Raw genomic sequence first — 19,527 nt, 5'->3', positions numbered from 1 at the left:
AGAGGACGTCACGACGTCCATCTTATAATTCAATGTATATCTCAAATAACTGGCCATCGCGTTCAACAGTCAAAGTCACTTCATTCATCTGCGACAAGTTTTGCCAAACTTCACCCATTGACGCTGAGTCTTTTAAATCAAGTCCGTTGATCGCCGTAGCAATATCACCTGCTTGTAATCCAATAGTTTCAAAGAGAGCTTTATCTTTACCTGGGGACAATCGATACCCGACCACCTCTTCATCTCGCTTTACTTGCGACATTCGTACGTATTCAAAGAGTATTTTTGCGTCGTTACGAATCTCTTCGCGTATCTGATCCAAGGTATCTTGAGATGCATTCGATACTATTTGTTTGCTACTGCTTTCTATTACCTGAGGGGCTGGCTTAGTGAACTTCAATCCCTCAAGCATGATGGTTTCGTTTCGACCTGAATTATCAATAATCACACGGTCTTGCTGCACCTGAATCAGTTTTGCTCGCGTCCCTTCAATCATTTCATTCAAACCGTAGGTTGCTTGCGTACCTTTATTCGCGATAACCGCCAAGCTCTTCTCTGGAACAGAACTGGTTACAACACCAACCAATACCAAATTAAGACGACTCTTAGGTGCAGCTTGAACCTTGGGTTGCTCAATCACTGGCGCATTGCTCTGATATTGGCCAAATAGATGGCTATTTTGCAGGTTAGATAGGTCTATTTGTGACGAACTGGTCGTTTCTTGTCTCACCACGTTAGAAGGCTGCCATTTGGATACGCTCGGTATGCTCCATGGTTGCCAAATCATTTGTCCAGCTATCCATGCTGTGACTGCTAGCAATATGAACATGACCGCAAAGCTTACTCTTTGCTGTACTTGCTGTTGCTTAAATGCTTCACCTAACTTCATTAGCGTATTCATGCTGTTGTGCTTCACTCAAGTTCCTTCTTTGCTGGGTTAGGTGAATTTACCGTAGTTTATCAGATAAATAGCGTTGAATTGTATCAGAACAAGCGACAGACTATGCCAATTTTTATGATCTTGCTTGAAAAAACCTACACTCGTCACCATTGTTAGTGCATGTAACAGGGCATCAATAATATTCACCTTAGAGGGTAAAAATCACCATGGGTTCCCAAACCGAAGCGGTAAGGCTCGACAAATGGCTATGGGCTGCGCGCTTTTATAAAACTCGCTCCATCGCTCGAAATATGGTCGATGGTGGCAAAGTCCATTATAATGGGCAACGCAGTAAACCTAGCAAAGCTGTTGAACTCGGGGCGATCATCACTTTAAGGCAGGGCCAAGAAGAGAAAACCGTGGTTATTGAGCAAATCTCAGATCAACGCCGTGGAGCTCCCGAAGCTCAACTGCTCTATTCCGAGACCGCTGAGAGTATTAGTAAGCGCGAAGAAAACGCGACACGTCGCAGACTTCATGCTCACAATCCAAGCCCAGAGCGTCGTCCAGATAAAAAACAGCGCCGCGACATCATTAAATTTAAGCACCAATAAGCTCAACCAGATTTACGAGGAAACGCCACATGGCAAGCAATGTTTTAAACCGCTACTTATTTGAAGACCTTTCTGTTCGTGGCGAGTTGGTACAATTGGATGAAGCTTACCAACGTATTATTTCTAGCAAGGAATACCCAGCACCCATTCAGAAGTTGCTAGGCGAGCTATTGGTTTCAACAACACTTTTGACAGCAACTCTGAAGTTTGAAGGCTCAATTACAATGCAACTTCAGGGTGACGGTCCTGTGTCGCTTGCCGTCATCAATGGCGATCACGATCAGAAGATTCGTGGTGTTGCACGTTTTGAAGGCGACATCGCTGACGATGCAACGATTCATGACCTGATGGGTAAAGGTCACTTAGTGATCACTATTGATCCTAAGAAAGGTGAGCGCTACCAAGGTATTGTTGGTCTTGAAGGCGAAAACTTATCTGAGATTCTAGAAACGTACTTTGCCAACTCTGAGCAGCTAAAAACTCGCCTATGGCTACGTACTGGTGAATATGAAGGCAAGGCGCATGCGGCAGGTATGCTAATCCAAGTTATGCCAGATGGTACTGGTACGCCGGATGATTTCGAGCACCTAGAGCAACTCACCAACACCGTTAAAGATGAAGAGCTATTTAGCTTAGAAGCAAATGAGCTTCTATACCGTCTCTACAACCAAGAGAAAGTTCGCGTGTTCGAACCTCAGCCGGTTGAGTTCTTCTGTGGTTGTTCTCGTGAACGTAGCGGCGCAGCAATTCTTACTGTTGATCGTACGGAAATAAATGACATTTTGGCAGAGATTGGTTCAATTTCTTTACATTGTGATTACTGCGGCACGAACTATTCGTTCGACGAAGCAGAAGTATCAGAGCTGTTTAATCAAGCAAATTCTGGTAACAAAACGCTGCATTAATTCTTACGACTTATCAAGTCTGTAATTTACCCTTCAAAAGGCCAGTACTCGCTGGCCTTTTTGTGATCAAAACCTCGCTATACCTAGCCTTCGCCGTAATAAATTAACCTATTAATTTTAGACAATTAATAATGACTTTGCTCTAGCGCAAAGCTTTGCGCACACGATAAACTAGCTCTACCAATATGTGATGTGTCGCTTAAAACCCCAATAAGATTACGGATATTTTTTGAGCTATATCCCTGTTTTATCTGAGGCCCATTGCTAGCATGGTGAGCAGACAAAAATTAAAAAATTATTACAAAATCCCTACAAATATTCCGATAAGGAGCACCTATGACCGTTATGGAACATACAAAGGCTGCAACAATTGATCTTACCAAACACGGGCTTCAAAACGTAAAGGAGGTTATTCGTAACCCTAGCTATGAAGTATTGTTCGAAGAAGAAACTCGCACTGATCTGGAAGGCTATGAAAAAGGCGTAGTCACCGAATTAGGTGCTGTCGCTGTTGATACTGGTATTTTTACCGGCCGCTCACCAAAAGATAAATACATCGTCAAAGATTCGACAACTGAAGAACATATGTGGTGGACTTCAGATTCATTAAAAAATGATAACAAACCAATCGACCAGGCTGTTTGGAATGATTTAAAAGAGCTTGTGACTAGCCAGCTTTCTGGTAAACGAGTATTCGTTATCGATGGTTACTGTGGTGCTAACCCAGACACGCGTTTAAGTATTCGCGTTATTACAGAAGTGGCGTGGCAAGCGCACTTTGTGAAAAACATGTTCATTCGTCCAAGCGAAGAAGAGCTCGCAACTTTTGAGCCAGACTTCGTTGTCATGAACGGTGCAAAATGTACCAACCAGAAGTGGCAAGAACACGGCCTCAACTCTGAAAACTTCACAGTATTCAACCTCACAGAGCGCATGCAGCTTATCGGCGGTACTTGGTACGGCGGCGAGATGAAGAAAGGCATGTTTGCGATGATGAACTACTTCCTTCCGCTACAAGACATTGCATCGATGCACTGTAGCGCCAACATGGGCAAAGACGGTGATGTCGCGATCTTCTTTGGTCTATCTGGCACAGGTAAAACAACCCTATCCACCGATCCGAAGCGTGCACTGATCGGTGATGACGAACACGGATGGGATGACGATGGTGTCTTCAACTTTGAAGGCGGTTGTTACGCAAAAACCATCAAGCTATCTAAAGAAGCAGAACCAGATATCTACAATGCAATCCGTCGTGACGCTCTTCTAGAAAACGTAACAGTGCGCTCGGATGGCTCAATCGACTTTGATGACGGTTCAAAAACTGAAAACACTCGCGTTTCTTACCCAATTGAACATATCGAAAACATCGTTAAGCCAATTTCAAAAGGCGGCCACGCAAACAAAGTTATCTTCCTATCTGCGGATGCGTTTGGTGTTCTTCCTCCGGTATCAAAACTGACTCCAGAGCAGACTAAGTACCACTTCCTATCAGGCTTTACCGCTAAGCTAGCAGGTACAGAGCGAGGCATCACTGAACCAACACCAACATTCTCTGCTTGTTTCGGTGCAGCATTCCTAACGCTACACCCAACCAAATATGCAGAAGTTCTCGTGAAACGTATGGAAGCTGCAGGCGCTGAAGCTTACCTAGTGAACACTGGCTGGAACGGTACTGGCAAACGTATTTCGATTCAGGATACTCGTGGCATCATTGACGCGATTCTAGACGGTTCAATTGAACACGCTGAGACGAAGCACATCCCAATCTTCAACCTTGAAGTACCAACAGCGCTTCACGATGTTGACCCTGGCATCCTAGATCCTCGTGATACCTACACAGATCCACTGCAATGGGAAAGCAAAGCAAAAGATCTGGCTACTCGCTTTATCAATAACTTTGATAAGTACACTGATAATGATGAAGGTAAGGCTCTTGTCGCCGCTGGTCCTCAGCTCGATTAGTGACCTATTTACTATTTGTCTATCTAAGCCCCTCATTTGAGGGGCTTTTTGTTGCCTGAAACCAAAATTTGTTCCAAGCTAGTATCACTAATCATTAAGGGAAGTGATTCATCGTGAAAAAAGCACTGTTGCTGCTGAGTATCCTGCTTGTCAGTATTGCCACTCTGTCTATTTTGACGCTTTATATCGTGATGCAATCACAATACGCTCCTAAAGCGGTCAACTTACTAATCAGCAAGCTTACTCCCTACTCAATAACCACTTCTGGCGTGCAATATACGGCCCCCTTTCAACTCAAACTCAGTGATGTTGAAATTCAATCTTCTGAACGTGTCATCATGCTGCCAGCAGTGACGCTTTGGCTTAGCCAAATACCGTGGCAACAGAACAAACTTTCCTTCGACTCGATTCTAATAGAAGGTGCCACAATTAATCTTGAGGCAATATATGCAGAACTCATTGGTGGTGTATACGTCCACCAGCTCGCGTTGAAACATGTCGACATTAGCGCACCAAGATGGTCAGCTCGCGGCGTCAATCTGCAAATCGAACAGCCTCGTTGGGTTACCAACAGCCAATCCTTACCTTACGGTGATATCCAACTTTCGGCTGAACAGCTCTATATGCAAGGCGAGGCGCTGAATAACTTGCTGATCGATATGCGTTATCAGGAAGAAGATAGTACGATTTTTGGTGGCTCATTTAACTGGCGGGGCGCTGTTTTTTCTGGGCAAGCAGAGCAGTATTCCCAAGGTTGGTCGTTAGTTAATGTCACCATCGACAAGCTCTCTTTGCCAGAAAGCGAGCAAGTTGAGCAACTGGTCACGACCTTAAATAACCTTAGCTTGCCGATCAATCACATTAATAGCCTCGATATACTCAGTAGTTCATTTAACTATGGGCACTGGCGCTTCGAACAACTTGACGCGTCGCTAGAAAACCTCTCACTCAATGATTCACTGTGGCAGCATCAAAGTGGATATGTCTCTTTTGATGCCGAAAGTATCAGTAATCAACAAGTACAACTCTTCTCCCCTAGAACGAGATTGGCATTTGCACCACAACAAGTCACGATTGAAGAGTTTGACGCAGATTTTCAACAAGGGAGAGTTCAGTTACAGGGGACGATCAGCCCTAAACAAGTATCTTTGAAGCAACTCAAGATCGTAGGTATAAAGTGGCTGGAGCAAACCGAACTCGCCATCCCAGCCTTTACCGAAATGGTGGCCAACCTCAGTAAGTTAACCATCGAAACCCTTAAGGTTGAGAACAGCCAATTTATTCAGGTAGAAAAACGCCCATACTGGCAAGTTTCTGGGCTAAACGTGACCGGTTCGCAACTAACATTAATCGACGAAAACAAAGCAGGACTGTTGTCAGGAGACTTAGACATCAGCGCTAACGCGGCAAGCATCGACAAACTGATCGCCACTCAGGCACACGTGAAAGCCCACGCAGAAAACAATCTGGTCACCCTTGAGCGTGCGTTTATTCCTTTAGAGCAAGGCTATATCGAAGCGTCAGGGATTTGGGACAGAGACTCTGTTAGCGCTCCTTGGTCACTCTCGGTACATGCCGATGGACTTCCATTAGACCACTATCTTCTGCAACAACGAATGCCGTTCTCGCTATCAGGATTGGCAGAAGCAGAAGTCGAACTTAAAGGGTTATCTGGTGACTACTCGATGCTATCTCATAGCCTATCGGGGCATATTCTCACTCAACTACATCAAACTCAGCTAGATGCGGTCAGCCTTGATGGTGAAAAAAACTACCAACAAACATTAGAGCTCAGCGAGATCACGCTTCGCGCTGACAGAGGACGCATAGTGATTGCGGGAGGAAATGATAACGCTCAAATAGCGGGTGAAGTCGATCTCACCAAACCTGAATTTGCTACTTTGTTACTGAAAGCTGAACAGAAATGCCAAGAGCTTTGGTCTGATGTTCTAGGTAAAGCGAATGTGATTAAACAAACCTGTAGCGACAAGGAGCCTCCGCTGCCGAAGGCCATCGATAGTCATGATTTTGATTTGGAAGCAGGGCCCAGCACAGTTTTGTAGTTCGGTAGCAGCATGTAGGTACCCACAAAGTCCACCGCAGCTTTGTCTCCACTGTAGATAGTCACGTGAATCACAATACGTGCTTTGCGACCAGAAGCCAGTCGGTCTAAGTCACCACTAATGCCATCAAGGGATGTAGATGCAACGGGGTTCTGCGTGACTGGATGACGATAACGAATTTGGCTGTCAGCCAATACAATATCCCCAGTGAGGTTACGCTCTTTCATTAGCAACCAGGTTAGACCCCAGCCAGTTAAGGTGGCGAGAGTAAAAGCCGAGCCAGCAAACATCGTATTGTGAGGGTTTAAGTTCGGATTTAGCTGCGCACTACACTCAAACTGATAGCCTGTGTATTGGTTGATTTTGATACCCATTTTGTCACTAATAGGAATCTGATTCTCCCAGCGCTCTTGCAACTCTGTACACCATTCTGGCTTACGCAATACATTAGCCATCGGATCGAGTTGCTTCACCATTTGTTGGTGACGAACAGGTCCACGCTCATCGGTCAACTCACCACGTCGTTCAAATCCATTCTTCTCATAAAACGAAATGGCATCTTCTCGGGCATTACAAACCAGTCGTTTGGCACCTTCCTGGCGTGCTAACGACTCTAGAGCAACGAGGACTAATGAACCCATCCCCTTACTGCGTCGATTACCTTTTACCGCCATATAGCGAATCTGACCTTCGCTATCTGGGGTTATGTAAAGACGGCCAATCGCCATAGGTAAGCCACGTCCATTAACTATCATGCTGTGATGACTCATAGGATCGTATTCATCACGCTCTGAGCCAATCGGCATGCGCCAAGGCTCTCTTAGCATCTGCCAACGAAAGTGATAATACTTATTGAGTTGGTTCTCTGTTTTTGGCGTGATCAGCTTAAACATAAAAATCCTTTTTTATGGAGACAGATAGTGTCTCCCCACTATTTCTTATAATTATACTTGTAACCAGAAGGTGACTGGGCCGTCATTGACCAAAGACACCTTCATATCAGCAGCAAAACGTCCGCGTTCCGTAGGAAGAACCTCTGCGCAGCGATCAGCAAAGTACTCATATAAGCGCTCAGCTTCCGTTGGATGAGCACCTCTAGAAAATCCCGCTCGAGTGCCCTTTTTTGTGTCAGCCGGAAGAGTGAACTGAGAGACCACCAAAACTTTACCTTCAACTTGTTGGACGTTGAGGTTCATTTTGTCTTCATCATCACCAAAAACACGATAAGTCGTCACACGCTCCATTAGTCGCTTCGCCTTTGCTTCATCATCGTCTTTTTCTACCCCTAGCAGCACAAGTAGACCTTTGTCTATCTCTCCAACCACTTCACCATTTACGCGTACGGCTGCTTCACTCACTCTTTGGATCAGGGCTATCACTGTGCTTTCCTTCTGACGGTTTAACTTGAATTTTTGTTGAGTGTACCACTTCTTTGGGCTCGCTCCACTGCTCTCTTTCTCCCAGAGCAGCGGTAACTTCGGCACCAACGAGTACAATAAGCCAGCACAGATACACCCAAACAAACAGAATAGGAATAGCCGCTAACGCCCCATAGATCAGCTGGTACGAGGGAAACTGAGTGATATAGGCCGCGAAGCCTTTTTTACTTGCTTCAAACAGCAGTGCCGCGACAATTGCCCCCACCATAGCATGGGAAATGCGAACTTTTTTATTCGGTACCAAAAGGTACAAACCAACAAACGCGAAGAAAGATAACAGAAACGGCAACCAACGCAGCAGTAGATCATAAATCCCTGAGATGGCTTCACTTTCGATAATTTTCAAAGACGTAACGTAAGACGTCGCGGCTATACTGGCACCAACCAGAATTGGACCAAGAGTCAAAACCATCCAATACATCGAAAATGAAAATACAGCGCGGCGCTTTTGTTTAACTCGCCAAATGTAGTTAAGGTTCTTATCGATATTTGAAATCAACATCAACGCGGCAACAAAAAGAAAAACACCACCCACTGCACTCATCTTGCCAGTGTTGGCGACAAACTCCAGCAACGCCCCCTTTACTGCATCTCCAGCCGCAGGCACAAAGTGGGTAATAACAAAGTCTTGCATCGCGTCACCGGCATTTTCAAATATCGCAAAAGACGAAAGAACAGAAAGCAATACGGTCAACATTGGTACGATAGATAACAAGGTAATGTAAGCAAGATATCCCGCATTCACATTGACTCTATCATGTCCCATACGGGTCAGCAGATAGCGTACAAACAACACCGCTTGCTTAATCAATGGCTCGATTTTCAACTTGTATCTCCCAACTAACTCAGTCATCCTAACGTTCTAATTCTAAAGGAAAGGAACCCATCATGCCGTACTTACTGGCGATTGTATTGTCGATTTTTACCTTAACAGGATGTCAATCAGCCTATTACTCCGCAATGGAACAAGTAGGCTACCACAAACGCGACATCATGGTGGATCGTGTCGAAGATGCAAAAGAATCACAACAAGATGCCCAACAAGAATTTACCAGTGCTTTGGAAGCTCTCTCGGCTTTAACTCACTTTGATGGTGGTGAACTGGAAACGGTGTACAACCAAATCAATGACAAGTATCAAGATAGCGAGAAAGCGGCACAAGAAGTGAGTGATCGAATTGCGGCCATTGAAGATGTTTCTGATGCCTTATTTGCAGAGTGGCAAAGCGAGCTCGAACTCTACACTAGCAGCAAGCTCCGTCGCGCCAGTGAGCAAAAATTAAAAGAGACTCAACGCTCATACAACACAATGCTGTCGGCGATGAAACGTGCTGAAGATAAGATGACACCAGTGCTTAATACACTGCGTGACAACACTCTCTACTTAAAACATAACCTCAACGCGAGTGCCATTGGCGCACTGCAAGGTGAGTTCACAAGCTTAGAGCAAGATATTCAATACGCAATTAAACAAATGAACGCAGCCATTACTGAATCAGATAAGTTCCTACAGAAACTAAACCAAAAATAACGGATAAAAAAAAGCCCCGAGCATCGCTCAGGGCTTATTCAATTTAATCCGTTACAGATTACTTAGCTGCACGAGAAGCACGCTTACGATCGCTTTCCGTTAGGAATTTCTTACGTACACGGATGCTTTCAGGAGTGACTTCTACTAGCTCATCGTCATCGATAAATTCTAGAGCTTGCTCTAGTGTCATGATGATTGGCGGAGTAAGAACCTGTGCGTCATCAGTACCAGATGCACGAACGTTAGTTAACTGCTTACCTTTAAGTGCGTTTACCGTCAGATCGTTATCACGGCTGTGAATACCGATAACCATGCCTTCGTACACTTCTACACCGTGACCAATGAATAAGCGACCACGCTCTTGAAGGTTAAATAGTGCGTTAGTTAGCGCTTTACCCGCTGCGTTAGCAATCAACACACCGTTGATACGTTGACCGATATTACCGCCTTTGTGTGGGCCGTAGTGATCAAACGTATGGTAAAGAAGACCAGAACCTGAAGTTAGAGTCATAAATTCTGTTTGGAAACCAATTAGACCACGAGATGGCATAACGAAATCCATACGGATACGACCTTTACCATCAGGAGACATGTCTTTCAGCTCACCTTTACGTAGGCCGATGTTTTCCATGATACCGCCCTGATGCTCTTCCATCACGTCGATAGTTACCGTTTCAAACGGTTCCATTAGCTGACCGTTTTCTTCTTTAATGATAACTTCTGGACGAGATACTGCTAGCTCGAAACCTTCACGACGCATGTTTTCGATCAGGATAGATAGGTGAAGCTCACCACGACCTGATACGCGGAATTTGTCTGGATCGTCTGTTTGTTCAACACGCAGTGCAACGTTGTGGACAAGTTCCTTTTCTAGGCGCTCAAGAATGTTACGTGAAGTAACGAACTTACCTTCTTTACCTGCAAACGGAGACGTGTTTACTTGGAACGTCATTGTTACTGTTGGTTCATCAACAGACAGTGCCGGCAGTGCTTCAACTTGGTTCTGCGCACAGATAGTGTCAGAGATTTTCAGCTCACCAAGACCTGTAATCGCGATGATGTCACCAGCATTCGCTTCAGAAACTTCGTGACGCTCAAGGCCTAGGTAGCCCATTACTGTGCCCACTTTACCGTTGCGAGTCTTACCGTCAGCACCGATCACTGTTACTTGTTGGTTTGGCTTAACGCTACCACGAGTTACACGTGCAACACCGATAACACCAACATAAGAGCTGTAGTCTAGCTGAGAAACCTGCATCTGTAGTGGACCATCAAGGTCAACATTTGGTGCATCAACAACGTCAACGATAGTTTGGAATAGTGGTTCCATGTTCTCGCCAGTTTCGCCTTCTTCAAGCGTTGCCCAACCGTTAAGTGCTGAAGCGTAAACCACTTTAAAATCTAGCTGTTCGTCAGTAGCACCTAGGTTGTCGAATAGGTCGAAGACTTGATCCATAACCCAGTCAGGACGAGCGCCAGGGCGGTCAATCTTGTTGATTACAACGATTGGCTTAAGACCGTGATCAAATGCTTTCTGCGTTACGAAACGCGTTTGAGGCATTGGGCCATCAACTGCGTCAACGATAAGTAGCACAGAGTCAACCATAGACATGATACGCTCAACTTCACCACCGAAGTCCGCGTGTCCCGGAGTATCTACGATGTTGATGCGGTAATCATTCCAGTTGATTGCTGTGTTCTTAGCAAGAATGGTAATACCACGCTCTTTTTCGATGTCGTTTGAGTCCATGACTCGCTCTTCAGCTTCGCCGCGAGACTCTAAAGTACCTGATTGCTGTAGTAGTTTATCAACCAGTGTTGTTTTACCGTGGTCAACGTGCGCGATGATCGCGATATTTCTTAAATTATCAATCTGTGGAGTAGCCATGGATTTGATTCGCTCGATATAAGTAGCTCGCCGAAAATCTCGGCAAACCTATTTGATTAAAAAAACGGCCATAATGTACCAGATTCTAGCGAAAAACCCAGAAATATGTGATCTGATTCGCTACTTTTGCGAAGATAATTTATTGATGAAACGCAAGCTGCCTCTGAGTAAGGTGAAATCCTCATTGACATCAAGGGCAAAACTCGGCTGAATGGAATCGATTTTGTTTACTATTGGTGCATAACCACACCAACGCACCAAATTAGTGCAATGCAAGATCATTTTGGTGCAAAACAGTGCATCATATTTACACCTAGCCCGCTAATTTATTGAAAATTAATGGAATAATTTTTTGGCACGGTTTTGGCTTTAGTAAAATCAGCATCGATTAATACGATTGAAATGAAATTAATCAATGCTGGATTTATTTCAAATCACGCTAATACCGAATTAATAACACTGGAGGTTATCCAAGATGTCAGTAGAAAACGTTCTATCGCTGATCCAAGAAAACGAAGTTAAGTTTGTTGACCTACGCTTTACTGATACTAAAGGTAAAGAGCAGCATATCTCTCTACCTTCTCACCAAGTTGACGCAGACTTCTTCGAAGAAGGTAAGATGTTCGATGGTTCTTCTGTTGCTGGCTGGAAAGGCATCAACGAATCAGACATGGTAATGATGCCTGACGCATCATCAGCGGTTCTTGACCCATTCACAGAAGATGCAACACTAAACATCCGTTGTGACATCCTTGAACCTGCAACTATGCAAGGTTATGACCGCGACCCACGCTCTATCGCTAAGCGCGCTGAAGACTTCATGCGTTCTACTGGTGTTGCTGACACAGTACTTATCGGTCCTGAGCCAGAGTTCTTCCTATTTGACGACGTTAAGTTCGCCACTGACATGTCTGGTTCTTTCTTCAAGATTGACGACGTAGAAGCAGCTTGGAACACAGGTTCTGACTACGAAGAAGGTAACAAAGGTCACCGTCCAGGTGTTAAAGGTGGTTACTTCCCAGTAGCTCCAGTTGACTCTTCACAAGACATCCGCTCTGCAATGTGTCTAATCATGGAAGAGATGGGTCTTGTTGTTGAAGCGCACCACCACGAAGTTGCTACTGCTGGTCAGAACGAAATCGCGACTCGCTTTAACACTTTGACGACTAAAGCTGATGAAATCCAAATCTACAAGTACGTTGTACACAACGTTGCTCACGCATTCGGTAAAACAGCGACATTCATGCCTAAACCACTTGTTGGTGATAACGGCTCTGGTATGCACGTTCACCAATCTCTAGCAAAAGATGGCGTTAACCTATTTGCTGGTGACAAGTACGGCGGCCTATCTGAAATGGCTCTGCACTACATCGGTGGTATCATCAAGCACGCTCGCGCAATCAACGCATTTGCTAACCCATCAACTAACTCGTACAAGCGTCTTGTACCAGGCTTCGAAGCACCAGTTATGCTTGCTTACTCTGCACGTAACCGCAGCGCTTCTATCCGTATCCCAGTGGTACCAAGCCCTAAAGCACGTCGTATCGAAGTTCGTTTTGGTGACCCAGCGGCTAACCCATACCTATGTTTCGCAGCAATGCTAATGGCTGGTCTTGACGGTATTAAGAACAAGATCCACCCAGGCGAAGCGATGGATAAAGACCTTTACGATCTTCCGGCTGAAGAAGCAGCAGAAATCCCAACAGTGGCTTACTCACTAAAAGATGCTCTAGCTGAACTAGATGCTGACCGTGAGTTCCTAACTGCTGGCGGCGTATTCTCTGACGACTTTATCGATTCATACATCGACCTTAAGTCTCAGGACGTAGAGAAAGTAAACATGACTACGCACCCACTAGAGTTCGAACTTTACTACTCTGTATAATCGAATTAAGTGCGCAACAGAATGTTGCCATAGACAAGATTAAGGCTCGCCACTCGGCGAGCCTTTTTATTATCTGAACCAAAATGGTGAGTTAACAAACGCAGTTCTAGTCATTTGATAACCCATCACTCTTTTGTAATTCAATAGCTTATAGGCGGCAAGCTTATTGCATTATAGATAACGATAACGGTGTATTTGCTATCAAGGTAGCGAGTAGTTGAGCTAAATCGACACCAAAAGCCCAGTATACGGTGCTATTTGGCTTCAGTTCTTATAATGAATGCGCCATACTTGAATTATTAACCGCACCATTTTGGTGCGTCGCACAATTCAAGTTCAAGGATGGGGAGAAAGCAGTGGATAGCAAACTCAATGACATTATTTTAAATCACCAGGTGACCGCAATTCTGATTATGAATGAGTCGCTACAGGTGAAGTATGCCAACCCTGCGGCTGAACAGCTGTTTTCTCAAAGTGCTAAGCGAATAGTCAATCATCCACTATCACATTTAATCCAGCATGCCTCACTGGATCTTGCACTGCTGTCACAACCACTACAAAGTGGACAAGGCATTACTGACAGCGATGTCACCTTTGTTGTCGATGGCAAACCATTGATGCTTGAAGTGACTGTAAGCCCAATATCTTGGAATAAAAAAATAATGCTGCTGGTTGAAATGAGGAAAATAGGCCAGCAACGTCGCTTGTCCCAAGAGCTGAATCAACATGCTCAGCAACAAGCCGCAAAGCTACTAGTTAGAGGCCTTGCGCATGAGATTAAAAACCCTCTCGGTGGCTTACGTGGTGCTGCTCAGCTACTGGAACGCACTCTCCCAGATCCTAGCCTAGCTGAATATACCCAAATCATTATCGAACAGGCCGATCGTTTACGCGCCTTAGTGGATCGACTACTGGGCCCACAAAGACCAGGGAAAAAGCGCCCAGAAAACCTCCACCTTATCCTTGAAAAAGTCCGTCAGTTGGTTGATCTCGAAGCCAACCAGAGTGTCACTATCGAACGCGACTACGACCCCAGCCTGCCGGAAATTCTTATGGATGCGGATCAGATTGAGCAGGCACTGCTGAATATTGTGAGTAATGCTGGACAAATTTTGAATGGGCAACAAAACGGTGAAATTACTATTCGCACCAGAACAGTGCATCAGGCCAATATTCACGGTCAACGCTGCAAGCTAGCGGCACGAATCGAAATTACAGACAACGGTCCAGGTATTCCTGCCGACCTACAAGACACTCTTTTCTACCCTATGGTCAGCGGAAGAGAAGGGGGGACAGGGTTAGGCCTGTCGATAGCACAAAATTTAATAGACCAACACCAAGGTAAAATTGACGTTGAGAGTTGGCCTGGAAGAACCACATTTACGATTTATTTACCCATTTAAACAATGGAAAGTAATCTTGCTGCAAGGAAATCAATATGAGTAAAGGATACGTTTGGGTTGTTGATGATGACAGCTCTATCCGTTGGGTGATGGAGAAGACTCTCTCATCTGCCAACATAAAGTGTGAAACCTTTGCAGATGCTGAAAGCGTTTTAATGGCACTTGAACGAGAAACGCCTGACGTACTCGTTTCAGATATTCGTATGCCAGGCATTGATGGGATTGAGCTACTTAAACAGGTACATGAATGTTCACCTGAACTTCCTGTCATTATCATGACTGCCCACTCAGATCTTGATGCAGCGGTCAATGCCTACCAAAAAGGGGCGTTTGAATATCTCCCTAAGCCTTTCGATGTTGATGAAACTCTGACTTTAGTTGAGCGAGCTATCACACATAGCCACGAGCAGAGACAAGAGCAAGCATCACTGGCTGACGAAGGTTACACGCCTCCAGAGATCATTGGTGAAGCGCCAGCAATGCAGGAAGTATTCCGTGCAATTGGTCGACTGTCTCGTTCTTCGATCTCCGTACTCATCAACGGTGAATCTGGTACAGGTAAAGAGCTGGTCGCTCATGCGCTTCATCGCCATAGCCCTCGAGCCAGCAAACCCTTTATTGCTCTTAATATGGCGGCGATACCAAAAGACTTGATTGAGTCAGAGCTGTTTGGCCATGAAAAAGGCGCCTTTACCGGAGCCAACAGCGTTCGCCAAGGACGCTTTGAACAAGCCAATGGTGGAACCTTATTTTTGGATGAGATCGGTGACATGCCGCTCGATATTCAAACACGACTACTACGAGTATTAGCGGATGGTCAGTTCTATCGCGTTGGTGGACACTCCCCCATCAAAGTGGATGTCCGTATCGTCGCAGCAACACACCAGAACCTTGAAAAACTCGTTTCAAAAGGCAATTTCCGCGAAGACTTGTTTCATCGCCTCAACGTCATTCGAATTCATATCCCTGCACTGAGAGAGCGCAAACAGGATATAGAAAAACTCACTTTACACTTCTTAGCATTAGCGGCTGAAGAACTCAGTGTTGATGTCAAAACACTGCATCCCAGCACGGTAGAAACGCTTAATCGGTTGGATTGGCCAGGTAACGTTCGTCAGTTAGAAAACATCTGTCGCTGGTTGACTGTTATGGCGAGTGGCTCAGAAATTCTACCCGGAGATCTACCCTCTGAATTGCTTGAGGACAAAAAGCACAACAATGTCAGTTCAGCAGGTTCATGGCAGCAACAATTGGCAAGCTGGGCAAGAAACTCTCTTGCTCAAGGAGATACCGAGCTACTTTCTTACGCACTTCCTGAATTTGAGCGTATACTTTTGGAAGCAGCGTTAGAACATACTAACGGTCATAAACAAGACGCAGCGAAAGTTTTAGGCTGGGGACGAAACACCCTGACCCGAAAGCTCAAAGAGCTTTACTGACATCAAGTCGCTTAACAACCGACTCGGAAAATGAAGGTTACTACGGATAGATTGCAGTCTATTATTTGTATGGTAATCACCGTTTTTACCCTCTGTCACTCGCCTTGTATTACGATCAGTGCATAAGGGGTCGGATGAAAGTGACTACAAAGATCACCCTCAGAACAGCTGTTATACTGCCGTTTGTATTGATATTTATCTTTACAATCGGAGTGATCATAGCAGTACAGAAGAACAGCTATGAAGAGATGGTCGTCGATATCAGCAGTAAACAACTATCCGCTCTAACTGAGAACGTCAGACTTGAGCTTAATAGTTTTCTCAATGAACCCTTTCAGGCAAGTCTTGCTCTCAGCCACTCTATTGGGTTCAATAAACTTTATCGTTCAGGAGACACATCTAATATTGAGCAATATTTGCTAACCTCCTTTCGCGATCTCTACAATACCTTCCCTCAACTCGATGTTATCGGCTTCGGCGGAGAAAGTGCTGAGTACGTAGGTTTCCGCAAAGAGCCCGATAAAAGCTACACCTTAATGGTTCAGGATAATCGTACCCAATATAAGTTGGTCATTTATCGTGGAGAAGTCATTAACGAAAATGTTCGCTCGGTGATCGATAACTATGATCCAAGAGTCCGACCATGGTATGCCCCCGTAGCCAAAATGCGTCTGCCCATGTGGTCATCCATCTATGCCAATGCAGATGAAAGGCAAGAGATCACCTTATCCGCTCTAACCCCCGTATTTTATGGCGATCAATTCCAAGGGGTGGTAGTAACTGATGTCAAAATCGACACGTTTAATACCTTCCTAAAAGAACAGCAAAAGCACACCAACGCACTCATCTATATTGTCGATGACAAGAAGCGTCTCATTGCTCACTCAACAAATGGTAATGTCGTCTCTTGGGGTACATCTTTAACTCCAAAAGGAGAGCGACTATTCGCAACAGAAAATACAAATCCAATAATCAAAGCCAATGCCGAGTATTCAGCATCACAAGGGTTATACCAACTGAACCAGACTCAACGTTTTACAATCGATATCAGTGGAGATCGCTATTTCAACCATTTCACCCCTTACATCGATGAGCATGGTTTGAAATGGTATATCGGTGTTGCTATTTCCGAGTCACATCTACTCGGTAAACTGCCAGAAAGTCAGCGAAATAGTTGGGTTATTGGATTAATAGCGAGCTTTATCGGCATCGTTGTTGGTTTGCTCGCCTTTAACCAGATAATGACACCCATCACATCAACAGCAGCAGCAGCCAAACGTCTTGCGAAAGGTGACTGGGATAGCCATATGCCACAGCCAGGCAATATCTATGAAACCTCTATGCTGGTGTTCGCATTTAACGAAATGGCCAACAACTTAAAAGCCTCATTCAGAGCATTACGAACTCAATTACTTTATGACTCGTTAACTAACCTCTATAGTCGAGAAGGCTTGATTGATACGTGTGATTCTCTCGGTAAGTTGGACGGTATTTTGTTACTGGTGGGAATCAATAAATTCAGAGATATCAACGACAGTTTAGGCCATAGTCTAGGCGATCAGATTCTCAGTGTTATATCTCGCCGACTCAAATCCCTTTTCACCAATCAACACTATCTAGCCAGAATAGGTGGTGATGAGTTCGCTATCTACATACCCGATCGACAAACCTGCGCTAATTCTAAAATCCTTGCAGATCAAATCATTGCAATGTTCGTATCGCCATTTCTGATTGAACAAGAGAGTGTGCTAATCAGCGTCTCAGTCGGCGTTGTTGAAGACGGACCGGATGCCAACATGACGGTGTGGCTAAGAAACGGGAGCATCGCGCTAAGTAATGCAAAACATGACGCGACAAGCATCAGCTATTACCGTCCGGAAATGGCGGATATCTCTCGAAATAGAACCATGATGTTAGCAAAGATAAAAGATGCCATTGAGCACAAAGAGTTTTTACCTTTCTATCAACCACTCATTGATTTGAACAGTGGCAAAGTCGTGGGTGCAGAAGCCCTAGCAAGATGGCTCTCCCCTACGCAAGGCTTACTACCACCTATGGATTTTATTCCATTAGCGGAAGAAAGCGGGTTAATGGGTGCAATAGGAGAGCATATTCTAACTCAAGCGTGCAATGATACTGTTCAGGGTCTCAAAGAGGGCAAGTGGGACGAGTCATTCAATATGCATGTTAACCTCTCAGTTAATCAGCTTTCCCAACCTACGTTTATCCAAGTCCTACAAAGAATACTGGCACAGTCAAACCTCAAAGCCAGTAACCTTACCTTAGAGATTACTGAATCACGCATCGTAGACAACGATCCAGTAACAATACAAAACTTGCAGGCTATCCGAGATCTAGGGGTAAAAATTGCGATCGATGACTTCGGAACAGGCTACAGCTCCCTTGCTTATCTGCATAAACTACCGTTTGACTGCATTAAGATAGACCGTGCCTTTGTTCGTAGCCTAGATCCTCAAAATCTCGATACGTCGATTGTTGCAGCGATCGTTAACATGACTCGAGGAATGAGAGTCAGCATAGTAGCCGAAGGCATTGAAACGTATGAGCAAGAGCGCCTAATTACCAAACTAGGTTGCTCACTTGGTCAAGGTTTTCTCTACAGCCGACCAGTCCCTTATGCCGAGTGGCCAACCAACTTGGTCACAAAGAAATAGTGATTCGGACTCTAAACCCTACCCGATGAAGCAAGTACTTGAGCAAATGGCTCTCGATAGAGAAACGGAAAGTATCTATCAGCAGTATTACTGATAAGTGAGAAATGATTTTATTGTTGGGTAAAACGAAAAAGCCCGCTGCGTATGCAGCGGGCTTTTCAATGTGGCGGAGAGATAGGGATTTGAACCCTAGATACGCTATTAACGTATGCCGGTTTTCAAGACCGGTGCTTTCAACCACTCAGCCATCTCTCCACAAATTGTCATCGCTAGATTAGTACACTAGAGATGTTGTTACATGCTAATAATGCAGGTAACGATATTTAAAGCCTGGCGATGTCCTACTCTCACATGGGGAAACCCCACACTACCATCGGCGCTAATTCGTTTCACTTCTGAGTTCGGAATGGAAATCAGGTGGGTCCAAATCGCTATGGTCGCCAAGCAAATTCTTTAATCTGGAAAGCTGCTAAAGTTCTTACACATTCAATGTTCTTACATCGAGTCCGCAAAACCCTTTGGGTGTTGTATGGTTAAGCCTCACGGGCAATTAGTACAGGTTAGCTCAACGCCTCACAGCGCTTACACACCCTGCCTATCAACGTTCTAGTCTCGAACAACCCTTTAGGACCCTCAAGGGGTCAGGGAAGACTCATCTCAGGGCTCGCTTCCCGCTTAGATGCTTTCAGCGGTTATCGATTCCGAACTTAGCTACCGGGCAATGCGTCTGGCGACACAACCCGAACACCAGAGGTTCGTCCACTCCGGTCCTCTCGTACTAGGAGCAGCCCCCTTCAATCTTCCAACGCCCACGGCAGATAGGGACCGAACTGTCTCACGA

Annotated in this window: 14 protein-coding genes, 1 tRNA gene and 2 rRNA genes; 9 read left to right on the top strand and 8 right to left on the bottom strand. The window is 45.0% G+C overall.

Annotated elements, in window-relative coordinates:
- Positions 1-22 precede the first annotated feature (22 nt).
- The gene (gene gspC / locus DA100_RS15205) at positions 23-916 is read right to left on the bottom strand and encodes a type II secretion system protein GspC (RefSeq protein WP_240800933.1); all 894 of its coding nucleotides are present in this window, start codon (positions 914-916) and stop codon (positions 23-25) included.
- A gap of 191 nt (positions 917-1,107) precedes the next feature.
- Here gspC and hslR point away from each other — a divergent pair, with 191 nt between their 5' ends.
- The 4 genes from hslR (at position 1,108) to DA100_RS15185 (ending at position 6,427) form a co-directional block, all read left to right on the top strand.
- Positions 1,108-1,494, top strand: coding sequence for a ribosome-associated heat shock protein Hsp15 (hslR, locus tag DA100_RS15200; RefSeq protein WP_138972904.1), 387 nt, complete (start codon positions 1,108-1,110; stop codon positions 1,492-1,494).
- A gap of 29 nt (positions 1,495-1,523) precedes the next feature.
- Complete coding sequence (hslO, locus tag DA100_RS15195) at positions 1,524-2,399, top strand: Hsp33 family molecular chaperone HslO (RefSeq protein ID WP_138972903.1); 876 nt, start codon at positions 1,524-1,526, stop codon at positions 2,397-2,399.
- Positions 2,400-2,735: 336 nt separating this feature from the next.
- Positions 2,736-4,364, top strand: a complete 1,629-nt coding sequence (gene pckA / locus DA100_RS15190; protein WP_138972902.1) for a phosphoenolpyruvate carboxykinase (ATP) — start codon at positions 2,736-2,738, stop codon at positions 4,362-4,364.
- 113 nt (positions 4,365-4,477) lie between these two features.
- Positions 4,478-6,427: an AsmA family protein gene (locus tag DA100_RS15185; RefSeq protein ID WP_138972901.1), complete on the top strand. Its 1,950-nt coding sequence runs from the start codon at positions 4,478-4,480 to the stop codon at positions 6,425-6,427.
- Here the strand turns inward: DA100_RS15185 and DA100_RS15180 are convergent.
- From DA100_RS15180 to DA100_RS15170, 3 genes are read right to left on the bottom strand one after another with little or no spacing between them, the layout of a single operon-like run.
- A complete protein-coding gene (locus DA100_RS15180) occupies positions 6,385-7,320 on the bottom strand; it encodes a bifunctional GNAT family N-acetyltransferase/hotdog fold thioesterase (protein ID WP_138972900.1) in 936 nt (311 codons plus the stop codon). The two genes, DA100_RS15185 and DA100_RS15180, sit on opposite strands and share 43 nt — an antisense overlap.
- Before the next feature lie 51 nt (positions 7,321-7,371).
- Complete coding sequence (dtd, locus tag DA100_RS15175) at positions 7,372-7,806, bottom strand: D-aminoacyl-tRNA deacylase (RefSeq protein ID WP_138972899.1); 435 nt, start codon at positions 7,804-7,806, stop codon at positions 7,372-7,374.
- Positions 7,778-8,692, bottom strand: coding sequence for a virulence factor BrkB family protein (locus DA100_RS15170; protein WP_138972898.1), 915 nt, complete (start codon positions 8,690-8,692; stop codon positions 7,778-7,780). Before DA100_RS15170 ends, dtd begins: the two co-directional genes overlap by 29 nt.
- Positions 8,693-8,754: 62 nt before the next feature.
- Between DA100_RS15170 and DA100_RS15165 the strand changes: the two genes are divergently transcribed.
- Positions 8,755-9,396, top strand: coding sequence for a DUF2959 domain-containing protein (locus tag DA100_RS15165; protein WP_138972897.1), 642 nt, complete (start codon positions 8,755-8,757; stop codon positions 9,394-9,396).
- 58 nt (positions 9,397-9,454) lie between these two features.
- Here the strand turns inward: DA100_RS15165 and typA are convergent, their stop codons facing one another.
- The gene (gene typA, locus DA100_RS15160; protein WP_138972896.1) at positions 9,455-11,284 is read right to left on the bottom strand and encodes a translational GTPase TypA; all 1,830 of its coding nucleotides are present in this window, start codon (positions 11,282-11,284) and stop codon (positions 9,455-9,457) included.
- 475 nt (positions 11,285-11,759) lie between these two features.
- Here typA and glnA point away from each other — a divergent pair, with 475 nt between their 5' ends.
- The 4 genes from glnA (at position 11,760) to DA100_RS15140 (ending at position 18,686) form a co-directional block, all read left to right on the top strand.
- A complete protein-coding gene (gene glnA, locus DA100_RS15155) occupies positions 11,760-13,169 on the top strand; it encodes a glutamate--ammonia ligase (protein WP_138972895.1) in 1,410 nt (469 codons plus the stop codon).
- 356 nt (positions 13,170-13,525) lie between these two features.
- Positions 13,526-14,572: a nitrogen regulation protein NR(II) gene (glnL, locus tag DA100_RS15150; RefSeq protein WP_138972894.1), complete on the top strand. Its 1,047-nt coding sequence runs from the start codon at positions 13,526-13,528 to the stop codon at positions 14,570-14,572.
- A gap of 35 nt (positions 14,573-14,607) precedes the next feature.
- On the top strand, positions 14,608-16,011 hold the full coding sequence (gene glnG / locus DA100_RS15145) for a nitrogen regulation protein NR(I) (protein ID WP_138972893.1): 1,404 nt from the start codon (positions 14,608-14,610) through the stop codon (positions 16,009-16,011).
- 134 nt (positions 16,012-16,145) lie between these two features.
- Entirely contained in the window at positions 16,146-18,686 is a 2,541-nt protein-coding gene (locus DA100_RS15140; RefSeq protein WP_138972892.1) for a GGDEF and EAL domain-containing protein, read from the top strand.
- A gap of 164 nt (positions 18,687-18,850) precedes the next feature.
- Here DA100_RS15140 and DA100_RS15135 read toward each other — a convergent pair.
- From DA100_RS15135 to DA100_RS15125, 3 genes are all read right to left on the bottom strand, one after another.
- Positions 18,851-18,941: transfer RNA gene (locus tag DA100_RS15135), tRNA-Ser, on the bottom strand.
- A gap of 73 nt (positions 18,942-19,014) precedes the next feature.
- Positions 19,015-19,131: ribosomal RNA gene (gene rrf / locus DA100_RS15130) — 5S ribosomal RNA — on the bottom strand.
- A gap of 84 nt (positions 19,132-19,215) precedes the next feature.
- Positions 19,216-19,527, bottom strand: a 23S ribosomal RNA gene (locus DA100_RS15125); the annotation flags it as partial.

The organism is Vibrio sp. Hep-1b-8 (genome assembly GCF_006124995.1).
Lineage (GTDB): Bacteria > Pseudomonadota > Gammaproteobacteria > Enterobacterales > Vibrionaceae > Vibrio.
The sequence above is the reverse complement of the archived record's forward strand: the minus strand, read 5'-3'. Positions and strand labels throughout refer to the sequence as shown.